Raw genomic sequence first — 17,153 nt, forward strand, 5'->3', positions numbered from 1 at the left:
TATTTAAAAGAGTAAAAAAAGAGGAAATTACTCCTCTAAAGAAAGGTTCGCTAGAGCCTGTTGAAGCAGGCGACGTAACAAAGCTTGCTCAAGCTCTGTCATATGCTTACAGGTGCGGGCTTCAAGATCCTTCCATAATTTCATGGCTGGCTCATAGAGCGCGCGCCCTTGTTCTGTAAGGTAGACACGCGAGATACGAGTGTCCTGCTCATCGAGTCGACGCTTTACCAGACCAACACGTTCCATTCGTTGTACTGATTTTGTAATTGTTGGAAGCTCTAGCTTGAGGCGTGAAGCAAGTTGAGATTGAGATAAGCCATCATCTTCCCAAAGTAGAAAAAGCAGAAATTCCTGGGATGCATGCAAGCCAAGCTGCTTTAGTGCTTCATCGGCCTGGCGGCGATGCTCCTTTATTACCTGAATAAGAGCATAGCTTATATCTTCTTCAAATGATTGCATAGTTCCTCATCAACTTTGCCAACTTTTACTTTGCCGGCTAAATTATAGTATACACTGCGTGAAGGTGTCAAGCTTCTGATCTTAGGAACCAGGATTACGTATTTCTTCCCCGGTGTGGGTCTTAGGGTAAGGGGAAAAGACAGGACACACGGACCCGCTTGTCTTGCCTTTTCCCCCATGAGCGCCAGCGGCGCGAAAGTTCATTGTTACTCGCGTGGCAGATCTGCGCGTGTAAGGATTTCGGTCTTGATGCGTTCGGCGATGGCGTCAAGCGAGAGCGTTCCCAGGTTGCTGCCGCTGCGGTGGCGCAGGGCTACCGTTCTGGTTTCTGCTTCCTTGTCGCCGACGACGAGCATATAGGGGATCTTCTGCAACTGAGCGTTGCGGATCTTCTTCTGCATCGATTCGCGAGCCTCGTCGATTTCTACCCTGATTGTCTCACGCGACGAATTGAGGCGTACACCAAGCAAGGTCTTACGAACCTCATGGGCGTAGTCGAGATGGCGATCCGCGATAGGAATGACCATCGCCTGAACAGGCGATAGCCACGTTGGGAAGGCTCCCGCGTAGTGCTCAATCAGGATTGACATGAAGCGCTCGACTGAGCCCAGGATGGCGCGGTGCAACATGACTGGGCGTGTGGCTTGACCATCTGGAGCGGTATATTGCAGATCGAAGCGTTCGGGCAGGTTGAAGTCTAGCTGGATGGTAGCAAGCTGCCACTCGCGCTCCAGGGCGTCAAGAACTGTGAAGTCGATCTTGGGACCATAGAACGCGGCCTCGCCCGCCTCTTCGACCCACTCGACTCCCTTGAACTTCAGCACCTGGCGCAACTGATCCTGAGCGCTATTCCATAGCTCAGGTGTACCCAGATATTTCTCTGGATGCTCCTCGTCCCAGAGCGAGAGGCGCACGGTGAGCTTCATATCGAAGGGCTTGTAGAAGTCCTCGATAATGGAGTAAATTCTCAGAGCCTCTTCCTGTACCTGATCGGGTGTGCAGAAGACGTGCCCATCATCCTGAGTGATCGCGCGAACGCGTGAGAGGCCGTGGAGGGTGCCTGGCAACTCGTCACGGTAGACACTGGTGACCTCGCTCATGCGGATAGGTAGCTCACGGTAGCTTCTCAGGCGGCTGGCGTAAATCTGCGTATGGTGTGGGCAGTTCATAGGCTTCATGCAGAAGTCCTCGCCGCTCTTGCCGCTCACATGGAAGATATCCTCCTGGAACTTGTCCCAGTGGCCCGAGGTCTTGTACAAATCGTTCTTGGTGATGTGCGGAATATGTACGCGCTGATAGCCCAGCGGCTCTTGCAAGGACTGCACGAACTCTTCCAGTAGATCGCGTACCAGTGTTCCCTTAGCTGTAAAGAGAGGCAGGCCCGCGCCGACGAGATCGGAGAAGGTGAAGAGATCGAGTTCCATGCCCAGTCGGCGATGGTCGCGCTTCTTCGATTCCTCTAGCAGCCAGAGATACTGATCCAGCTCTTCTTTGCTATAGAAGGCCGTACCATAGAGGCGCTGGAGCTGAGGATTTTTCTCGTTGCCGCGCCAATACGCCCCGGCGATGCTCATGAGCTTGAAAGCCCCGATCTCGGTGGTATCATTGACGTGAGGTCCGCGACAGAGATCAAGGAAGTCGCCCGTCTCGTAGAAGGAGACGATTTCCGCTCCCCCTTGACCCTCGCTGACGCCAATGGCCTCGGCATCACCAGTCTCCTGCACAACTGCTGTGCTGCCGCGCTCTTTGAGGAGCTTCAAGAGCTCAACCTTGTAGGGCTGGTTGCGCTTGCTCATCTCCTCGATGGCCTCATCGACGCCAATCTCGATGCGTTTATAGCCAAGTTTCTTATTCTTCAATTCGCGCATCTTTTTCTCGATGCGCTCAAGATCCTTGGGGGTGAGCGCCACGGGGAGATCCATATCGTAATAAAAGCCGTGTTTGATCGCGGGCCCAACGCCGAATTTCGCCTCGGGCCAGATGGCCTGGACCGCCGCCGCCATCAAGTGCGCTGTGGAATGGCGCATACGATCCAATTCTTGTTGAGTATGCTTGCCCGCTGCCTCTACTGCCGTACCCATTGTGACATTTTTCCTTCCAACAAAAAAGCCCCTTCGCCCCGACCCTCGGGACGAAAGAGCCTGCACTCTTTCGTGGTTCCACCCACGTTTTACCGGATCGCGCGCATATTGCCTGGTGGCGAAACCGGCCTCTCTGCCTCATAACGGTGGCTATCCGCTCTCCTGAGAAAAGTAGGAGAGAAGCTTCTTGAGTGGTATCCATCGTGGGTACACAGGACACTTACAGCTCGGGGTGTCCCTCTCTGTGAGTACCAGAGACGATGGCATTGTCTCAAGCAATGCCTGCTATATGTGTGAATGATTATAACATAGCTATGTCAGATTGCAAACGCTTTCTTAATTCAATCGGCGCTTGCTACTTCTAAGAATATGCATTTTTTCTTGCCGGTGGACGTATGCTTGTGAGCTTGGATATTTTGCACTAGAATTGGAAGAGCGAATTATCAAGAAAGTTTTGAAGAATTTATATATATGCGAAGAAAAAACTTTGTGCGGTCGTCATGGCCGCGCCTGCTACTATGGAGCCATGCTCTGGGGGTCGCAGGCTTTTATCTTGTAAACTGGTGGCGTACGAGGCCGGGGAAGAATGACCGAGTGCGCATCCTCTCTGCGCGCGATATACGAGCGATCTCGCCACTTATCTCGTATGTTGTTCCGGCTCGCGACGAAGAGCGAGGTATTCGGCGCTGTGTGGAGTCTCTGCTAGGACAGGATTACCCCAACTTCGAGGTCATTGTCGTCAATGATGATTCAAGCGACCAGACAGGGGTGATTTTACGAGACATCCAGACTCAGCATCCGCATGGCAGGTTATTGCGCGTGGTGGAGGTGCATGATCTCCCCTCTGGTTGGGCGGGTAAGCCGCATGCCATGCATGAGGGGGCCAGAGTGGCGCGCGGAGAATGGCTGGTCTTCTCCGACGCCGATACCTGTCACGCGCCCCAGGCTCTTCGCTCGGCCTTTGAGCGCGCGCAAGAAGAGGGCGTCGATCTCTTTAGTATGGGCGCTGACCAGGAGTTAGAAACTTTCTGGGAGAAGGCGCTCATCCCTATTGCCTATATGGGCATCGGTATGCTTTATCCGCCCCGACAGGTCAATGATCCAACCAGCCCTGTTGCCATAGCAGCGGGCCAGTTTATGCTCATTCGGCGCTCGGTGTATGAGAGTATTGGCGGTTATGCCGCGCCGCGTCTGCGTGCGACTGTACTCGATGATCTGGATCTGTCGCGTGTTGTGAAAGGGCAGGGCTATCGCGTGTGCTTCCTCGATGGGCGCGGACTGGTTTCGGTACGTATGTACCACAACTTTAAAGAGGTCTGGCATGGCTGGCTCAAGAATGCATACCTGGGCAATCGCGGTGGCTTTGCCTTCTTCCTGGCGCAACTCTTCGGGCTCTTCAATATTGCCATTGCTCCCTTTCTTCTACCTCTGCTTCTACTGGCACGTTGGAGGTCTCCGCGTAAGAGAGAGATAGTAGGGGCGACGGTGCTAGAGATGGGGGCGCTTTTGAGTTATCGTTTCTGGCTCAATCGTATGTTGGATTTGCCACGGCGCTACGCGCTTACACATCCACTAGGTGCGGCGGTGTTTGAAGGCATTCTGGGGCGTTCGGCCTGGCAGGTGCTTTCAGGCAAAGGGGTAGCGTGGCGTGGGCGCACTTACCATAGTGTCAGCGAGGCGGCGCATAAAAAGTGAAGGTTGTTTTGATTCTGGAAATGCAGAGATCGATAACTGGTTACCTTTATCTGTCATAAAGACGGGTCCAAGGTTGCATGCTGGGAAACTTCCCTGACCACATTGAGAAAAGCCTTGACTAAGGGGGAGGTATTCTCTTGTTTCCAAGCCATTGCATACTTAACCAGGGTTGCGGGACCCGCGAGCGGGCGGTAGATCACCTCATGCGTGCGTAATTCGCTCAGGCAGGATGAAACCAGTGCGACCCCAATACCCGCTGCCACTAACCCAATCACTGCCTGCTCGGATGTCGCCTCCTGAACGATGTTGGGACTAAAGCCAGCTTCCAGGCACATCGCGATAATCTGGCTGTAGATTAAAGATCTTTGTGTGCGCTCATACATAATAAACGGTTCTGAGGCGAAGTCATCGAGCGAGATTGGCCCCTGGCCTGCGAGTGGATGTTTGATTGGAATGGCAATCATTGCTTGCTCGCTTAGGACGGTTTCATAGGAGATTTCAGGGACATGCATTCCCTGTACAACCAGACCCACATCGCAGCCCTTTTCTAAGATGTGCTCTTCGAGTTCGGGAGAGCACATCTCGCGCAATGTGATCTGCACATCAGGAAAGCGCTCGCGGAAGAGACGCACTACCCCTGGTATTAGGTTGAAGAGGGCTATACTTACGTAGGCGACCACTAACGATCCCGCTTCTCCTCGTTCTGCTCTCCTGGCTAATTCCATCCCCTGCCGTAGGTGTGCAAGTGCACTATAGGTTTCCACGAGAAAGGCGTGGCCTGCATCTGTCAGTTCGACCCGGCGTGTGGTGCGCCGAAAAAGCATCACCCCTAAATCCTCTTCAAGTTGCTTGATTTGAAAACTTAGCGGCTGCTGCGCGATGTGTAGTCGTTCGGCGGCACGGGCAAAGTGCAACTCTTCGGCAACGGCGACAAAATAGCGTAAGTGGCGAAGCTCCATAGAGGCTTTCTCCCCTATTATGTATGGTAGAAGTGTTAATAGAAGCGAAATAAGTGTTGGACAAGCGATAGTATACCCTGTTAAGCTGTATCTCAGCAAGAGGGGGCGATCCCCTCTATAGATAGAATCAGAGGAGAGACACATGAAGCGACGAGATATCACAATTTCTTCTCAGGGAAAGCGCTGTGCTGCTTGGCTATATTTGCCATCAGAATCGGGTCCATTTCCTTGTGTGATCCTGGGACAGTGTTTGGGTGGAACTCGCGAACTGCGCTTGGATGCTTACGCCACACGCTTTGTCGAGGCTGGGATTGCGGCCATTGTCTTTGAATACCGTTATTTTGGAGCCAGCGAAGGTGAGCCGCGTGAACTGGTACATATTGAGAGTCAGCTTGAGGATTGGGCATCGGCTATTGCTTATGCTCGCGCTCATACGGAACTCGATGCGGAACGAATCGCATTGTGGGGAACATCGTTGGGTGGAGGACATGCTATCGTTTCGGCTGCCCGCGTTCGTGGCCTGGCGGCTGTGATAGCCCAGAATCCCTTTACGGATGGTTTTACCAACCTTGCCGCTGTCAAACCTCTTGCGATGCTGCCGATGCTGGCAAGGGCTATCAAGGACCAGTTTTGGGGGTGGTTGGGGCAGTCTCCTAGTTACATCAAAATCATGGGAAAACCTGACGAATTAGCGATCTTTAAGTCTCCTGATGTGGAACGCGATCTGCGGCATCTCGTGCCTAATGGCGTTCACTGGAAGAATAGGATTGCCGTCCGCGCGCTTCTGAGCCTTCCGTTCTATCGCCCCATTACCTATGCATCTCGTGTAGAGTGTCCGCTCCTGATGTGCATAGGGAATCGCGACACAGCCGACTCGCCCCAAGCGGCACTCAAGACCGCGCAGGCCGCGCCACATGGGGAGGCCTTGTGCTATGATTGCGACCATTATGACTTTTACGAGGGCGCGATTTTTGAGCAAACGGTTGCTGACCAGTGCGCCTTTCTTGTGCGACACTTGTTAAGAAAATGATGTTGGATAACCCGGGAGGAACTAGCCGTTGTATGGTTGGTCAGTTCCTCTCAGGTGTAATACTGTTCCGCGATCTGGCGGGCCGCGTTGGCGACGGCGATGCGCACTTCATCTGGCTCAATAACAATTGCCTGTATACCGAAAGCCAGGACATAAGGAACGGCGACCTCTACCGAATTGAGCTTTACCTCGACAATGATACTCTCATCGGGATGGGCTTCTAGAATGGTATAGCGCCCCTCAAGTTTATGACGTGCCTCCTCGCTGATGTGTAAGATAACGCCTATAGGTGGCTGATTTGCCTCGGAGAGGCTGCGTTCCTCCTTCCAGTACGTGCGGAGATCGAAGTTTTGGTGCTCGCATACCACCTCTTCGGAGACGCGTATATTTTCAATATTGCCTACACGGAAGGTCTGATACGTGCGACAGGTATGGCAGTAGGCCACAAGGTACCAGATACCTGTGCGAATATGTTTGAGCGACAGGCCCTTAAAGACCAGCCCGATAGGGTCGAGGCGACGCCATCTCATGCCGGGCGTGTCGACACAAGAGACACAGGGATACAGGATATCAACCTTCAAGGCCTGTAGAACGGCGGAGCGGATCTGTTCAAGATAGCTTGTGCGCGCGCTGCCAAAGCGCCAGGCAGTCATATCGAAGAAGATTCGCTCACGTGCCTCTCGCACCTCGCTGCGATACTCTTCTGGAAGCGTGGCCTCCAGTTTGATGAGCGCGCGGTGAAGTCCATCGTCCCCTGCGAAAAGGCTATAGTTACCTGCGATATCCGTGCTGAGAATTAAGGAAACCGCTTCCTCACGCGTGAAGACGGTCGAGTCAAATTGATAGTCAGCCGGTAAATAATACCCTCCACCTGGCCCATAATCCATCGAGATAGGTACATGAGACAGCGAGAGGGAAGTAATATCGCGATAAATTGTTCGCGTGGATGTCCCTAGAATCTCGGCTAGTCTCCTGGCTGTCATTTTTCCGCGTGCTTGTAACAGTAGCGTAATAGCCATGAGACGCTCGATCTTTTGCATACTTGTATTCTGACATGAAGCTGTACCTAATGGCAAGGTTATAGTAGTGTTTTTGGCATCTTTTCTCAGTAGAAAATAGGGCTAGTTATGCAACATTTTGCCCTTTTTGACGTTATACTCATAGAGATATGAATGGTTGCCATGTCCGATTTTAAATGGATGTCGCCAAAACAGATAAGTACAGGTCAGGTATGGTCCTTCATCTTCTGCGCCTATATCTGATTATAGTAATATTTTTATATAGGCAATGGGCCGCTATTGATGAGCCATAATGGCTTGGTTGCTTCCTAACATAATGCACGTAGTGCATGTGGCTTGTGTAGTGATCTGAGCAAGCATGTAAGTGTAAAGCGCGGTGGTATGCGTGTCGCTGTTTTTCAGTATCCCTCAAAACTCATCGAATAACTGACACCCCCCTGTCAGTCATTGCAAGCTAGACTTTTAAAGGGAAGATGTGGTTTGTGCGTAGAGGCTATAGGCGTGTCAAGAAAGGACCTGCTTGCAATGCCATTAGAGAGACAGCAAAAATTATTATCATCGTATGTTGAATCATTTAAGTTTAATTGGCGTATACTCACTCGAATTGTAGGATTATTGCGCCCCCATTGGTTCTGGTCCGTTGTTACTATCCTCTGTGTTGCGCTGGCAACTGGTGCGTCGCTGGTAGTGCCGCAATTACTGCAATGGGTTATCGACGTAGGTGTGCGAAACGGGGATTTTACCGGATTGTTGATCGCTGCGGCAGCCATTCTTGGTGCCAGCGCTCTACGAGGTCTCTTCGCGTATGGGCAGGGATACCTCTCACAGTCCGTCTCGCAAGATGTCTCATATGATCTGCGTAATAAAATGTATGACCATTTGCAAAATCTCAGTTTTGCCTTCCACGATGATTCTGAGACGGGTCAGTTGATGTCGCGTATGACGGTGGATATCGAGGGAATACGCAACTTCCTCCCTTTTGGTCTTATGCGTGCCTGCCTGGCTATTGTCACCTTTGTGGCGGTCGCAGGGCTCCTCTTCTCGCTTGACTGGGTGCTGGCACTGGTAACGCTCATCTGTGTGCCATTTCTGGCGGTGTTTACCTCACAGGTCGCGGTGCGCATTCGCCCTATCTGGTTGGCTGTCCAGAATGAGAACGGCGTGTTAAGCACGGTTATGCAGGAGAGCTTGAGTGGTGTGCGGGTCGTTAAAGCCTTCGCGCGCGAAGAGTTCGAAATGGACAAGTTCGATAAGCAAAATCAGCTCTTGCGCGATTACAGCTTGAAGGCAATGCGCTTTATGGCCTGGAACCAGCCTTTGCTGGTCTTTGTTCTCAATATCGTGACTGTGCTGGTGCTTTGGGTAGGTGGTGTCGCGGTCATCCAGCATCATCTGAGTCTGGGTACACTGGTTGCGGTAACACAGTATGCTCTCTTGCTGGCGACGCCGGTTCGTACCTTTGGCTTCATGGTGAACTGGTTCATGCGCGGACTTGCCGCTGGTGAGCGCATCTTCAACGTGCTTGATACCACCTCGACGGTTGTGGATGCTCCCAATGCGAAGGAATTAAAGAATATCGAAGGCCATGTGCAGTTCGAGCATGTGGACTTTGCCTATAATCGCGGTCGACAGATTCTACATGATATCAACATCGACGCTCAGCCCGGTCAGGTGGTCGCGTTGCTAGGTGTGACTGGTAGCGGAAAGAGTTCGCTCCTGCACCTGTTGCCCCGCTTCTATGATGTGACTGGTGGCTCGCTGAAGGTGGATGGTATAGATGTGCGTGACGTAACACAGGTGTCGCTACGCCGCAATATTGGTCTGGTGCTACAGGATGTCTTCCTCTTCAACGCGACGATCCGTGACAACATTGGCTATGGTGTTCGGGGCGCGACCGATGAGCAGATTTATAATGCGGCGAAGGTAGCGCGCATTCACGAATTTATCATGACGCTGCCTGATGGCTACGATACCTGGGTGGGTGAGCGCGGTGTAACGCTCTCCGGTGGTCAGAAGCAGCGTATCGCCATCGCGCGTACACTCCTGCTTGATCCGCGTATCCTGGTATTGGATGACTCGACGTCAAGCGTCGACATGGAGACAGAATACCTGATTCAGCAGGCGCTAGAGGCCGTAATGAAAGGGCGTACCTCATTTGTCGTAGCCTCGCGACTGCGAACAGTTAAGAATGCCGACCAGATCATGGTTATCGAAGAAGGGCAGATTGTCGAGCGTGGTACGCATGATTCTCTGATCAAAGAGAATGGACGCTACGCGCGCCTGTATGATTTGCAGTTGCGTGAGCAAGAAGAGTTTGAGGCTCGCGCACTAGCTGATCAGGTTGAAGAGGAGTTGCGTAAGAATCGCAAGGACGTAGATACGACTGACTATATGGAGATAGAGAACGCTGAGAAAAGGGAGGTGATGCGGTGATTGTGCGCAAGAAAAGTTCAAAATATGATCTCTATGCCAAGCTAGCGGCCCAACATACCTGGAACGAGAATAGCCTGGCGGGTTCAGATGAAGATATCAACGGTAAGTTCGATTGGAAGCTCATCGGTCGCTTTGGCCCCTATGTCGATAAGTACAAAGGGGTAACGATTATGAGTTGCTTCCTGGTGTTGCTCTACACGGCCTTTAACCTTGCGAACCCCTACCTGATTGGTGTGGCGATTGACAGCTTTATCAGCCATAGCGATCTGGTAGGATTGGCCTGGATTAGTGGTGCGCTCTTGCTGGTTAACGTTGGCATGTGGCAGTCGCAATACTGGCAAATCTGGAGCATGTCTCTGGCGGGACAGAAGATTCTGTATAACATGAGCGCCGACATGTATGCGCACTTGCAGAAGCTCTCCCTGAGCTTCTATGACCATACGCAGATTGGTCGCGTCATGTCGCGCCTTCAGAGCGATATCGATGTCATGGAATCGATGCTGAGTTCGGGTTTGCTCTCGATGCTTGGCTCCCTCGTCGCGTTGATAGGTATCATTGCCACTATGCTAGCGATGAGCGTGCGTCTGGCGTTGCTTACCTTTACGGTATTGCCAGTCATGGTTATTATCGCCATATTCTGGCAGCGTTATGCTCAACGCTCGTTCCGTCGCACGCGCGCGGCTATCTCGCTGGTGAACGCAACCTTGCAGGAAAATATCTCGGGTATGCGTGTTATCCAGAGCCTTGCGCGTGAGGATCGTAACCGCGAAGAGTTTGAAGAGCTGAACCACTATAATCTGGATACTAACCTGGAAGCGAACCGCATCGCAGCCCTGGTCCTGCCGCTGGTCGAGGTTGTTGCTGCTGTCGCGACGGCTCTGGCGGTCCTTTATGGTGGCTGGATGGTCGCGCATGGTGAGTTGCAGGTTGGCATACTTGTTGCCTTTACGCTCTATATCAACCGTTTCTTCGACCCCATACGCGATCTGAGCATGCAGTATACGCAGCTGCAGCGCGCGGGTGTGGCTGCTGAGCGCATTTTCCAGATTCTCGATGTCCCGATTTCGATTCAGGATCGCGAGGATGCTTATGAGATGCCACAGGTGAAGGGGACCGTCGAGTTCAAGGATGTGGTCTTCGGGTACAAGAAGGAGCATCCAGTTCTCAAGAGGCTGAATCTCAAGGCTGAAGCTGGTCAGACGATTGCTATTGTGGGTCCGACCGGGGCTGGTAAGAGTACCATTATCAGCCTGCTTCCCCGCTTCTACGAGTTGCTGGATGGGAAATTACTGATTGATGGGCACGATATTCGCGAAGTGAAACAACAATCGTTGCGGCGACAAATTGGTATCGTGCTTCAGGAGCCGTTCCTCTTTACTGGCACGATTCGCGAAAATATCCGTTATGGGCGCCTGGATGCGAGTGATACAGAGGTTGAGGAGGCTGCGAAGGTTGTGGGTGTGCATGATCTCATTCTAGGCATGCCTGAGGGGTATGATACAGTCATTCGTGAGCGTGGACGTAACCTGAGTGTGGGACAGCGTCAGTTGATCTCCTTCGCGCGCGCTCTGCTGGCTGATCCGCGTATCCTGGTTCTCGATGAGGCCACGGCAAGCATTGACACCTTTACAGAGGTCCTGGTGCAGGAGGGCCTGCGTCGCCTACTTTATGGGCGCACGGCGTTTGTGATCGCTCACCGTCTCTCGACGATCAAGGGCGCGGACAAGATCATTGTCTTGAAGCAGGGCCAGATTGTCGAACAGGGTACACACGACGAATTGCTGGATGCTGAGGGTGCGTACGCCTCACTCTATGCAATGGGCTTCCGCCATACGGATGTGAAGGAAGAGTTGCCAAGAGCCGTCTAATAGATACCAGAACGTAGTCAGGAAGGGGTATGAGTGAGGCTAACGTCTCATTCATACCCCTTCCTGAATTTTGTAAAGAATTGGGCATTTCTCTCAGAAGGCAGGGTGTGCAGGTACGATTGTTAGCGATAATCGTACCTGCATCCCTTATTTCCCATGTGATAAACTTTGCGGTAGATGTCGTATAAGAGAAAGAGGTGAGAAATTCGGAGTTGTCGAGCGTTGGAGTAATTGAGGATATCTTTGAAAGTGTTCGTGAGAAAGGGGTGATGTTATTATTGACAGCAATTATATAACCGGCCAACATCAAGCGGTGAGGATTATTAAAGCCCCGCTTTTGCCCCGACGTATGGCGACGCATGCCCTGCCAACGCCTTTCGTGCAGGACCACGCGCACTATAGTCAGTTTATCCTCGCGCGCGAGGAGTTAAGTGGGCAGGTGGCTGAGCATGTTCATCTGGATCAGCTATTATTGAAGCGCGTAAAGCTGAGCGAGAGCCAGTTTGAGCTGATCCGCTTAGAGGACTGCCGCCTGGAGTCTACAGAACTTGCGGGTGCACAGTGGCAGCAAGCTAGCTTTGATCGCATAGAGTTTCGCTCCTGTTTTCTGATGGGTTTCCAGGCCAACGAATCGCGCTTGCATGATGTGGTATTCCAGGATTGCAAGCTCAACCTGGCCCAGTTTCGCTTCGCTAAGTTCAGGGCGGTTCGCTTCGAGGATTGTGATTTGAGCGAGGCCGATTTTCAAGGGTCCGATCTCACAGGGGTAGTATTTGAGCGTTGTCGTTTGCGAGGTGTACAGTTCTCTGGCGCGCGACTCAAAGGCGCACGGATCGCTGGCTGTGAGATTGAGGGTCTACATATAAGCGCGAACGATTTACAGGGATTAGTTATAGATCCTATGCAGGCATTGGCCCTGGTTCAAGTGTTAGGGGTGAATGTGGAGTGGTCTTATGGGAATCCGAAGACAGACGAGTTGATATGAACGTAGACGTAACATTCGTGAGTAAGGATAGGTAAGAAAATGGCTCGCTTAGCGAGCCATTTTCCGTGGGAGAAAGGCTATGCGAGAGAGGTTATACTGTCTGTTTGCAGGCTGTGTGTTTGTGGCCCTGATATTATCCGCATGCGCTCAGGAAACTTCGACCAAAAACCTCAGTACCGCAGGATTAACTCCTGGGCCAACCTGGGGAGCACAGACCAGGACTTCGGGTTGTGTCGTGCGCAGTAGCTTACCAGATAAAGGATGTACGCCGGGAGATGCTGTTGCAGGTATAACAAAAGAAAAGGTGTGCAAGAATGACTACACATCCATGATGCAAGGGATGCCACAGAGCCTGCGGAGCCAGATTTTTACAGCATATGGTATTGATCAACAGTCTAGTAGTAAATTTGAGATAGATCATCTCATCAGCCTGGATCTAGGTGGTTCTAATAGCCCTGCTAATCTGTGGCCTCAGGCACTTAACCCCAAACCAGGGGCCCATGAGAAGGATCGTGTTGAGAGCTTTCTGCATAGTCAGGTGTGTGCAGGCACGCTTGATCTGAAGCAGGCCCAGATTAAGCTCGCCACCGATTGGCTGGCTGTATATGAGCAGATGCCTAAGGGATGAAATAAGCTGAATGCATTATAAATGTAAAATTAAAAAGCTTAATGTAAAATTAAAGAATTATTAATCCTACGCTATCTGCTTGTATTTGTGAATCTTTCTCTCCTCTTTTGCCGTGATAATATCTGTAAGGACACAACGAAGATTCATTATCAAGGCATCAAAGAAGTTATCGTAATCGAAGAGGAGGGATTTGAGTGATGTTTACTACAGCTAGCCTTATACTTGCGGATGTGGGCTTGAGTACGATTGTATGGTGGTTGCTTGTTGGTTTGATCGCCGGTTTCCTGGCGAGCGTGGTTATGCGCGGTGGTGGTTATGGCGTCATCGGAGATATCGTTGTGGGCCTGGTGGGCGCGTTGATTGGTGGTTTCCTGGCTGGCTTGCTGGGACTTGGCTCTAACAGCCTTATTGGATCGATTATCATTGCCTTTATTGGCGCATGTATCTTGATCGCAATCTTACGAGCGGTCTCGCGCGGAACGGTTCGGCGCTAACGAGCATCAGAAGATAAAAAACAGCCAGGGGAGCAGGTTACCTGCTCCCCTGGCTGTTTTTTATGGCATTCTGTTTTCTGGACGGTAGTGAGTGCTAGAGAGTTGTTTTTGCAGATAGGCCAGTTTATCTGGGTTCATTTGAGTATAGATATCCTGAATCCCTTCGGTGTTCAAGGTCATGCTGATGGCTATAACTAGTTTACCTTCATCCCAGAACAGAATTGCGGGGTTGCCGTTAATTTCCTCCAACGTATGTAGCAGAGCCCGATTGTTTTTGTAGGCTCCACTGAGCCAGAAACACCAGAAGCGCGCCACGGCTTGTTGACCATAAATTGGTTTGAAGTTTGTCTGTATCTTGCCACCACCGTCCGACCAGGATATGGTCTCTTGTGACAGAAGGCTGGTCAGTGCCGCCATGTCACCGGCTTGGCTGGCGGAAAGAAAACTAAGCACGAATTGACGCTGGCGCTGTGGCTCCGGCTCGAAACGCGTTCTCCTGTCTTGTAAGGCTTGCCTGGCCCGATGAAAAATCTGGCGGCAATTGGCCGAGCTTTTCTCTAGCATTGTCCCGATTTCGCTAAAGGGATAATCAAAGACTTCGTGCAAGAGAAAAACGGCTCGCTCTGGTGGGTTGAGAGCTTCTAGCAAGCATAAAAACGCCAACGAAAGCGCTTCTTGTTTCTCAAGGTTGTTTTGGAGAGATTCGTTATCTCCCGTTGTGAGAATTGGTTCGGGTAACCAGACACCAAAATACTGCTCACGTGCGACGCGAGCCGATTTTAGATAATCGAGTGACAGACGGGTAATAATGGTTGTAAGATATGACTTCAAGGAGACAATATCCTGGCTGGCATTTGCCTGGTAGCGTAGATATGTCTCCTGAACAAGGTCCTCAGCGTCGCTTGCGCTCCCGGTCATTCGATAGGCAATGGTAAAGAGGAGCGAGCGGTAATGCTCAAACTCTTCTTCCTGGCTTATGGGTTCATCCATCACTTACATTTCTCCTTCTCTCTTCCTGCGTATTATAAGTCTATTTCAGGGTAGAGAACAAAAAGGAGGCCTGTCACATTTGCCTGTGCTCTCTCGTCTCCTGTACGACATCTGAGGTTCATTCAGAATATTTAGAAATGAGAGAAGAAATTACTATGCTACATATTCTAGTTACGGGCGGAACTGGTACCCTTGGTCGTAATGTTGTCCCTAGCTTGCGGGATGCCGGCTGCAAGGTACGGGTTCTAAGTCGACACAGCCGCGAGTCTGGAGAAGGCATCGAGTTTGTGACAGGTGATCTGACAACGAGCTCAGGAATCGATGCCGCAATGAAGGGCGTTGATATCATTTTGCATTGTGCGGGTAGCAATAGTGGCGACGAAGTGAAGACTCAGAATCTGGTCCGAGCGGCATCGGGAGTGGGTGTGAAGCATCTGGTATATATCTCCGTTGTAGGCGCGGACCGCGTTCCGGTTGAAGGATTCATGGACCGAGCCATGTTCGGCTATTTCGCATCTAAGCGTGCCTCCGAGCAGATTGTGATTGATTCTGGCTTGCCCTGGACGATTCTGCGCGCTACTCAGTTTCATGACTTGCTCTTTACAGTCGCTCAGGCTATGGCGAAGTTGCCTGTTATGCCAACTTTTGCTGGTTTTAAATACCAACCAGTCGCTGCCGAAGAAGTGGCTGATCGATTGGTCCAGCTCACGTTAGGAGAACCTGTTGGTTTTGCTCCTGACCTTGGTGGGCCACGAATATACGCGATGGCTGATCTGATGCGCGCATACCTGCGTGCCAGGCATCAGCGTCGCTTGATTATACCTATGTGGCAGCCAGGCAAGGCCGCTAGTGCTCATCGGGCTGGTGCGAACTTAACACCAGATCACAGTGACGGCATCCGTACCTGGGAGGAGTTTCTTGCTGAACGATTGAGCGTGGCTGGTGATAGCCGCTCCTGACCATTAGTGCTAATCTATACTTAGAGCTACACTCAAAAGGATGCTCTCGGATAAGAGCATCCTTTTGAGTGTTTTACAATATTTTTTGTAGCCGTGAAACCCTTGCGCGTCGGGAATTAGATGTGTTTGAAGCGCATGCGAATACCATTGAGGGGAGAGCCAGTGACTCCATAGACCTGTTGGATATTCTGATTGGGTGCCACTGAGAAGTGATAGTTGCGCAAAACATGCGATGCCAGAGCTTTGATTTCGACCTGAGCGAAGTTGATACCGATACAGATGCGTGGGCCGCCACCGAAGCCAACCAGAGCGTATGGGTTCTTCTTGTGCTCCTCGCGTGGGGGCGTGAAGCGGTCGGGATCGAATTTCTCAGGGTCCGCGAAAATGCTGGGAATCATATGAGCCCCTGTGATGGAATAGAGGAGGAAGGTTCCGGCAGGCACATGATAGCCATGAAACTCGAAGTCCTCTGTTACGCCGCGTGGACCATTCGCGACTGGAGGATAGAGCCGCTCGGCCTCACTTAGAGCGTTGTCCAGCACCTTCATCTTTTTGATCTCTTCCAACGTTGGCTCATTACCCGGAGTGAGAAGTTGCTCCTGCTCCTGCATGATACGTTGGGTATAGTCGGGGTATTGTGCGAGCAGATAAAGTAGCCAGGCACTCAAGCTAGTGGAGGTTTCATGACCTGCTACCAGCAGAATGTTGATGTGTGAGATAAGCTGTTCATCCGTGAGCGTTTCGCCATGCTCATCATGAGCGCTTACCAGTAGGCCAAAGATATCGTCGGTAGGATGCTTGCGTCGTTCCTCGATACGAGGAACAAGGAGTTCACGCAAGCGCTGTTGAAGAGGCATGATATAGGCGTAGTACTGTTCATCTGAATCAAAAGGGCCAGTGGGATAGAGCAGATTGATAAACAGTTCGCGGAAGGTATCGACCTCCGTACCACTCTTTAGGCCTGTAAGAGCTTCGGCGGCGACATTGAAGGTGATTGTACGCATCTCCTCGTAGATATCAACCTCGCCGCGCTCGCCCCAGGTCTTTGCTTGCTCACGGATGATGCGCTGCATCAGGGGTAAGTAGCGCGACATATAGCTAAAGGTAAAGGCGGGATTCATAATCTTACGATGATGTGAGTGTTCATCGCCATCCATCATGAGCAGACCCCGTCCCAGGAGTTGCTCAACGCCAAAGACTGTCCCCCAGCCAATATGATTGGAAAACTTTTTGCGATTATTGATCAGAACGAAGCGGTTGGCCTCAGGTCCAAGCATGTAGATTCTTTGCATTCCAAAACGTTCGGCGCGAAATATCGGACCATGCTTTTCATAGAGACCGGCGAGCACTGGGCCCATTTGGAGGCTGAAGTTATCGGGGAATTCAACTTCTGGAATAGCTTCATATGGGCGTATCTCTGAAGTAGTCATGCTTTCTCCTTGCATAGCGCATAACCTACGAGTTGGTAATGATGTACAGGTTACAAATTGGTGATTTCAATGGAGATACGCTTCAAGGATAGTGGGGGTTGTAGAGATAGGGCAGGCGCGACT

At 51.4% G+C, this 17,153-nt stretch carries 14 protein-coding genes; 8 read left to right on the forward strand and 6 right to left on the reverse strand.

All coding sequences use genetic code 11. The features are described from left to right. Positions 1-27 precede the first annotated feature (27 nt). Both K3T82_RS23830 and thrS read right to left on the reverse strand, forming a co-directional pair. On the reverse strand, positions 28-459 hold the full coding sequence (locus K3T82_RS23830) for a MarR family winged helix-turn-helix transcriptional regulator (RefSeq protein WP_220196054.1): 432 nt from the start codon (positions 457-459) through the stop codon (positions 28-30). A gap of 206 nt (positions 460-665) precedes the next feature. Then, complete coding sequence (thrS, locus tag K3T82_RS23835; RefSeq protein ID WP_220196055.1) at positions 666-2,540, reverse strand: threonine--tRNA ligase; 1,875 nt, start codon at positions 2,538-2,540, stop codon at positions 666-668. Between the two features lie 471 nt (positions 2,541-3,011). On the opposite strand from thrS, the gene K3T82_RS23840 reads away from it, so the two are divergent. Continuing rightward, positions 3,012-4,235, forward strand: a complete 1,224-nt coding sequence (locus K3T82_RS23840) for a glycosyltransferase (RefSeq protein WP_220196056.1) — start codon at positions 3,012-3,014, stop codon at positions 4,233-4,235. A gap of 53 nt (positions 4,236-4,288) precedes the next feature. On the opposite strand, the gene K3T82_RS23845 is transcribed toward K3T82_RS23840, so the two are convergent. Beyond that, positions 4,289-5,194: a LysR substrate-binding domain-containing protein gene (locus tag K3T82_RS23845; protein WP_220196057.1), complete on the reverse strand. Its 906-nt coding sequence runs from the start codon at positions 5,192-5,194 to the stop codon at positions 4,289-4,291. Between the two features lie 142 nt (positions 5,195-5,336). On the opposite strand from K3T82_RS23845, the gene K3T82_RS23850 reads away from it, so the two are divergent. Beyond that, positions 5,337-6,224, forward strand: coding sequence for an alpha/beta hydrolase (locus tag K3T82_RS23850; protein ID WP_220196058.1), 888 nt, complete (start codon positions 5,337-5,339; stop codon positions 6,222-6,224). A gap of 50 nt (positions 6,225-6,274) precedes the next feature. On the opposite strand, the gene K3T82_RS23855 is transcribed toward K3T82_RS23850, so the two are convergent. After that, entirely contained in the window at positions 6,275-7,264 is a 990-nt protein-coding gene (locus K3T82_RS23855; protein ID WP_220196059.1) for a helix-turn-helix transcriptional regulator, read from the reverse strand. 504 nt (positions 7,265-7,768) lie between these two features. Here K3T82_RS23855 and K3T82_RS23860 point away from each other — a divergent pair. The 5 genes from K3T82_RS23860 (at position 7,769) to K3T82_RS23880 (ending at position 13,651) form a co-directional block, all read left to right on the forward strand. Next, positions 7,769-9,676: an ABC transporter ATP-binding protein gene (locus K3T82_RS23860; RefSeq protein ID WP_220196060.1), complete on the forward strand. Its 1,908-nt coding sequence runs from the start codon at positions 7,769-7,771 to the stop codon at positions 9,674-9,676. Between the two features lie 2 nt (positions 9,677-9,678). Then, complete coding sequence (locus K3T82_RS23865; protein WP_220196061.1) at positions 9,679-11,544, forward strand: ABC transporter ATP-binding protein; 1,866 nt, start codon at positions 9,679-9,681, stop codon at positions 11,542-11,544. Between the two features lie 337 nt (positions 11,545-11,881). Continuing rightward, a complete protein-coding gene (locus tag K3T82_RS23870) occupies positions 11,882-12,529 on the forward strand; it encodes a pentapeptide repeat-containing protein (RefSeq protein WP_220196062.1) in 648 nt (215 codons plus the stop codon). Positions 12,530-12,608: 79 nt separating this feature from the next. Next, a complete protein-coding gene (locus tag K3T82_RS23875; RefSeq protein ID WP_220196063.1) occupies positions 12,609-13,157 on the forward strand; it encodes an HNH endonuclease in 549 nt (182 codons plus the stop codon). A gap of 197 nt (positions 13,158-13,354) precedes the next feature. Further along, positions 13,355-13,651, forward strand: coding sequence for a GlsB/YeaQ/YmgE family stress response membrane protein (locus tag K3T82_RS23880; RefSeq protein WP_220196064.1), 297 nt, complete (start codon positions 13,355-13,357; stop codon positions 13,649-13,651). Positions 13,652-13,711: 60 nt separating this feature from the next. Here the strand turns inward: K3T82_RS23880 and K3T82_RS23885 are convergent, their stop codons facing one another. After that, positions 13,712-14,641: an RNA polymerase sigma-70 factor gene (locus K3T82_RS23885; protein WP_220196065.1), complete on the reverse strand. Its 930-nt coding sequence runs from the start codon at positions 14,639-14,641 to the stop codon at positions 13,712-13,714. Between the two features lie 155 nt (positions 14,642-14,796). Here K3T82_RS23885 and K3T82_RS23890 point away from each other — a divergent pair, with 155 nt between their 5' ends. Beyond that, entirely contained in the window at positions 14,797-15,600 is an 804-nt protein-coding gene (locus tag K3T82_RS23890) for an SDR family oxidoreductase (RefSeq protein WP_220196066.1), read from the forward strand. A 116-nt stretch (positions 15,601-15,716) separates the two neighbouring features. On the opposite strand, the gene K3T82_RS23895 is transcribed toward K3T82_RS23890, so the two are convergent. Next, positions 15,717-17,030: a cytochrome P450 gene (locus K3T82_RS23895; RefSeq protein WP_220196067.1), complete on the reverse strand. Its 1,314-nt coding sequence runs from the start codon at positions 17,028-17,030 to the stop codon at positions 15,717-15,719. Positions 17,031-17,153: the final 123 nt, after the last annotated feature.

The sequence above is a fragment of the Ktedonospora formicarum genome (genome assembly GCF_016587355.1).
GTDB lineage: Bacteria > Chloroflexota > Ktedonobacteria > Ktedonobacterales > Ktedonobacteraceae > Ktedonobacter > Ktedonobacter formicarum.

Bases quoted from the DNA above. Each gene is read 5' to 3' on its own strand.
- K3T82_RS23830 (WP_220196054.1), bottom strand. From the start codon at position 459: ATGCAATCATTTGAAGAAGATATAAGCTATGCTCTTATTCAGGTAATA.
- thrS (WP_220196055.1), bottom strand. From the start codon at position 2,540: ATGGGTACGGCAGTAGAGGCAGCGGGCAAGCATACTCAACAAGAATTG.
- K3T82_RS23840 (WP_220196056.1), top strand. From the start codon at position 3,012: ATGCGAAGAAAAAACTTTGTGCGGTCGTCATGGCCGCGCCTGCTACTA.
- K3T82_RS23845 (WP_220196057.1), bottom strand. From the start codon at position 5,194: ATGGAGCTTCGCCACTTACGCTATTTTGTCGCCGTTGCCGAAGAGTTG.
- K3T82_RS23850 (WP_220196058.1), top strand. From the start codon at position 5,337: ATGAAGCGACGAGATATCACAATTTCTTCTCAGGGAAAGCGCTGTGCT.
- K3T82_RS23855 (WP_220196059.1), bottom strand. From the start codon at position 7,264: ATGCAAAAGATCGAGCGTCTCATGGCTATTACGCTACTGTTACAAGCA.
- K3T82_RS23860 (WP_220196060.1), top strand. From the start codon at position 7,769: ATGCCATTAGAGAGACAGCAAAAATTATTATCATCGTATGTTGAATCA.
- K3T82_RS23875 (WP_220196063.1), top strand. From the start codon at position 12,609: ATGCGAGAGAGGTTATACTGTCTGTTTGCAGGCTGTGTGTTTGTGGCC.
- K3T82_RS23880 (WP_220196064.1), top strand. From the start codon at position 13,355: ATGTTTACTACAGCTAGCCTTATACTTGCGGATGTGGGCTTGAGTACG.
- K3T82_RS23885 (WP_220196065.1), bottom strand. From the start codon at position 14,641: ATGGATGAACCCATAAGCCAGGAAGAAGAGTTTGAGCATTACCGCTCG.
- K3T82_RS23890 (WP_220196066.1), top strand. From the start codon at position 14,797: ATGCTACATATTCTAGTTACGGGCGGAACTGGTACCCTTGGTCGTAAT.
- K3T82_RS23895 (WP_220196067.1), bottom strand. From the start codon at position 17,030: ATGACTACTTCAGAGATACGCCCATATGAAGCTATTCCAGAAGTTGAA.